This is a genomic window from Rhodococcus sp. NPDC057529, assembly GCF_042802055.1.
GTDB lineage: Bacteria > Actinomycetota > Actinomycetes > Mycobacteriales > Mycobacteriaceae > Rhodococcus_F.
Window position 1 is genome coordinate 1 of record NZ_JBHVEY010000006.1, and the last position, 3,857, is coordinate 3,857.

Consider the following 3,857-nt stretch of genomic DNA (forward strand, 5'->3'; position numbering starts at 1 on the left):
AAGGACGGCACCGTCACCGCGGGTTCGGCGTCGCAGATCTCCGACGGCGCCGCGGCCGTCGTGGTGATGAGCAAGGCCAAGGCCGAGGAACTGGGACTGGAATGGATCGCCGAGATCGGCGCCCATGGCGTCGTCGCCGGGCCGGATTCGACGCTCCAGCAGCAGCCCGCCAACGCCATCGACAAGGCATGCGCCCGAGAGGGACTCGACGCGTCCGCCCTCGATCTCGTCGAAATCAACGAGGCGTTCGCCGCCGTCGGCATCGAGTCGACCCGGCAACTGGGAATCGACCCGTCGAAGGTCAATGTCAACGGCGGCGCCATCGCCATCGGGCATCCGCTCGGCATGTCGGGTGCGCGGGTCGTGCTGCACCTCGCGCTGGAGCTGAAACGACGCGGCGGCGGAACCGGTGCCGCGGCGCTGTGCGGCGGCGGCGGACAGGGCGACGCCCTGATCCTCCACGTGCCGGGAGAATGACCCCCACTCTCGCCCAGTAGGTTTCGTATCAGCCGGTTATGACCGGCCCGAGGCGAGCGCGGCAACGGCCGGCGCGAACATGGTCGACTTGATCGCGCCGAGCGTGCCGGCGTCCTTCCCGGCGAGCGGCGAGATCAGGTCGACTGCGGCATCCAGGACCGCGCCTTCGGGCGCGGTCCCGTCGACCAGCCCGCTGGTGTGCGCCTCGGTGCCGCCGTACCGGTGGCCGGTGGTCATGGCGGTGATCGCGGTCTGCGGTGTCAGCTTGGCCTGGATCAGCGCCGCCATGCCCGGGGTGAACGGAATGTGGATGTCGACCTCGGGGAAACAGTAGAACCCGCGGTCCGACCGCATCACCCGGTAGTCGTGGGCGATTCCCAGCATGGCGCCCGCGCCGAACGCGTGCCCGTTGACCGCGGCCACCGTCGGCAGCGGGAGCGTCAGGATTCGGCTGAACAGCGCCTGCACGCGCCCGACGTACCAGTCCGCGCGGTCGCCGTTGGCCAGCAGCCAGTCCAGGTCGAGGCCGTTGGAGTAGAACTTTCCGGTGGCCGTGGTGACCAGGGCCTGCGCGCCCTGTTCGTGGGCGTCGTCGAGGAGACGGTCGACGGTGTCGAGCCATTCGGGGGAGAAACGGTTTTCGTCGTCGCCGAGGTCGAGGACGGCGATCTTGTCCCGGTAGGTCAGGGTGGCGGTCATCGGGAACCTTTCGTGGTGCTGTTGTGACGTTTCCGCGGGGGCGGGGGGTCGAGTGCCAGGACTGCGCGGACGGCCGCCTCCAGACGCCGGCGCATCGCGTCGTCCGGTTTCCGACGGGCACGGAGCAGCAGTCCGGTGGGGAGTCCGACGACGCACGCTTCGATCACCTCGACCGCGCGACCGTCCCGGCGCCCCCACAATTCCAGCGCCAACCGGACGAACAGTTCGACGAGGACGGCGTCGAGGCGCGCCAACTCGTCCGCGACGTCCTCGGGGACATCCGATCCGAGCAGTTCGTCGCGGCGCACGGTGAGCAGAAGACGCGACGACTGCGGGAACTTCTCGGCGAAGACGGCCGGGGTGTCGGCGGCCGCGACGACGGCGTCCACCGGACCCCGCTCCAGCGCGTGCTCGACCGATTCCTGTTGCAGGTCGAGAAACCGGTGCGCCGCCCGCAACCATGCGCGTCCGACGAGCCCTCCGCGGGAGCCGAATGCGTGATAGATGGCGCCGTTGGACATCTCCGTGGCGGCGGCGACCGCCCGCAGCGTCACCGCGCTCGGTCCGCCCTCGACCGCCAGCCGTTCGGCGGTATCGAGCGCGGCGTCGAGATCGTGGAGCCGTGGCCTGGGCATACGGCGAACGATAACAGATCATGCGTTCTATTACTCGTCGGTAGGTACTGGCCCATTGCGCGGTGAGAGCCGTTCGATGATCGGCTAGCCGTTGTGCCCCGAGTCACAATGGGTTAGCTTTGTCCGGACATAAACACATTACGTGTTCTGCACATGGAATACGTCGAGGAGATGTTCATGGCCAGCGATCTCACCCGAACTACCACCCAGCACCTGCCCGCCGACGCGCCTGGGCGGCACTCGCACAGGCTCGGCGTCATCGCCGTCGTCGCCACCTTCGGCGGCCTGCTCTTCGGATACGACACCGGAGTCATCAACGGCGCACTCGAACCGCTCAAGGAGGACCTCCAGCTCACCTCGTTCACCGAGGGCCTGGTGGTGAGCATCCTGATCTTCGGCGCCGCGATCGGCGCCCTGATCGGCGGCCGGATGTCCGACCGGTACGGACGCCGGCACAACATCCTGGTGCTCGCCGTCATCTTCATGATCGGCACGATCGGCTGCGTGCTGTCCCCCACGTGGGAGATACTCGCGCTGTTCCGCTTCATTCTCGGCCTCGCCGTCGGCGGCGCATCCGCGACGGTGCCCGTCTACCTCGCCGAGATCTCCCCCGTCGAACGGCGCGGCAGCGTCGTCTCCCGCAACGAGGTCATGATCGTCTGCGGGCAGTTCGCCGCATTCGTCATCAACGCCGTCATCTTCAACATCTGGGGTGAGCACGACAGCGTCTGGCGCTTCATGCTTCTGGTCGCCGTCACCCCGGCCATCGTCCTGTTCGCCGGAATGCTGAGGATGCCGGAGAGCCCGCGCTGGCTGATGTCGCAGGACCGGCACGACGAAGCGCTCGCCGTACTCCTCCAGGTCCGGTCCCCGGAGCGGGCACACGCCGAGTTGGAGGAAGTCCAGGCGCTCGCAGAGGAAGAGAAACTCGCGCAGACCGGCGGTCCCGCGGACCTGTCGGTGAAGTGGATCCGCCGCCTCATCTTCATCGGCGTCGGCCTGGGCGTGTTCCAGCAGGCCACCGGCATCAATTCGGTGATGTACTACGGCACCCAACTTCTCGGCGACGCCGGATTCTCCTCCAACGCCGCCATTGTCGCGAACACCCTCAACGGACTGTTCAGCGTGCTCGGCGTCCTCACCGGCATCGCACTGATCAACCGGATCGACCGTCGCAAGATGCTCATCGGCGGGTTCGTACTCACCACCACGTTCCACCTGCTCGTCGGGCTGTCGGCATTCCTGCTCCCCGACGGCACCGCGAAGGCCTACTTCATCCTCGTGTTCGTGGTCCTGTTCGTCTTCTCGATGCAGGGCACGATCGGCCCCTTGGTGTGGCTGATGCTGTCGGAGATCTTCCCGTTGAAGATCCGCAGCTTCGCCATCGGCATCTGCATCTTCATGCTGTGGATCGCGAATGCTCTTGTCGCGCTACTATTCCCGCCCGTCGTTGCCGCGCTGGGTATCGGTGCGACGTTCTTCGTCTTCGCCGGCCTCGGAGTCCTGGCTCTCGTCTTCATCACCACCCAGGTTCCGGAAACCCGCGGCCGCTCCCTCGAGGAACTCGAAGAGCAGTTCCGGCGCGAGTATTCGTGACCGCGACGCACCGAGTCCCCTGAAAGGTTGATTCCATGACAGTGCTCGTAGCAGTGACCGACACCTCCGAAGGATCGCACGCCCTCCTCGCCGGCAAGAAGGAAGCCGCGATGCTGGACACCGATCTGCTGGTGGTGAACCTGTCCCTCACCGAACCCGAAGAGGTGCACACCCTCGCCGACGACGGGGTGACCGTCCTCGACCGGATCGGCCGCGGCGACCGCGATCCCGCGACCGCGGTGCTGGATCTGATCGACGACCGGCCCGACATCGAACGTCTCGTGATCGGGGTCAAGCGTCGCAGCGCGGTCGGCAAGGCGCTGCTCGGCAGCGTGAGCCAGCGGCTCATCCTGCAATCCCCGATCCCGGTTCTCGCCGTCAAAACCCCTCAGTAGGAGCCGGTTTCACGCTCCACCGCGGCGCCCGGCGGCAGGGAGGTCACGCCTTCCC

4 protein-coding genes and 1 pseudogene are annotated in these 3,857 nt (G+C 67.1%); 3 read left to right on the plus strand and 2 right to left on the minus strand.

Translation table 11 applies throughout. The annotated features are described in order from the left end of the window. Positions 1–477, plus strand: a pseudogene (locus ACFU5V_RS13060) (acetyl-CoA C-acyltransferase); the annotation flags it as partial. 36 nt (positions 478–513) lie between these two features. Here the strand turns inward: ACFU5V_RS13060 and ACFU5V_RS13065 are convergent. Together ACFU5V_RS13065 and ACFU5V_RS13070 are read right to left on the minus strand one after the other, a co-directional pair. Next, positions 514–1,176, minus strand: a complete 663-nt coding sequence (locus ACFU5V_RS13065; protein WP_378699650.1) for an enoyl-CoA hydratase-related protein — start codon at positions 1,174–1,176, stop codon at positions 514–516. After that, positions 1,173–1,811, minus strand: coding sequence for a TetR family transcriptional regulator (locus tag ACFU5V_RS13070; RefSeq protein WP_378699652.1), 639 nt, complete (start codon positions 1,809–1,811; stop codon positions 1,173–1,175). The genes ACFU5V_RS13065 and ACFU5V_RS13070 overlap by 4 nt, the downstream gene beginning before the upstream one ends. Before the next feature lie 177 nt (positions 1,812–1,988). Here ACFU5V_RS13070 and ACFU5V_RS13075 point away from each other — a divergent pair, with 177 nt between their 5' ends. Together ACFU5V_RS13075 and ACFU5V_RS13080 are read left to right on the plus strand one after the other, a co-directional pair. Next, a complete protein-coding gene (locus ACFU5V_RS13075; RefSeq protein ID WP_378699654.1) occupies positions 1,989–3,407 on the plus strand; it encodes a sugar porter family MFS transporter in 1,419 nt (472 codons plus the stop codon). Positions 3,408–3,442: 35 nt separating this feature from the next. Continuing rightward, the gene (locus ACFU5V_RS13080; RefSeq protein WP_124391936.1) at positions 3,443–3,802 is read left to right on the plus strand and encodes a universal stress protein; all 360 of its coding nucleotides are present in this window, start codon (positions 3,443–3,445) and stop codon (positions 3,800–3,802) included. The last annotated feature ends 55 nt before the right edge of the window (positions 3,803–3,857 follow it).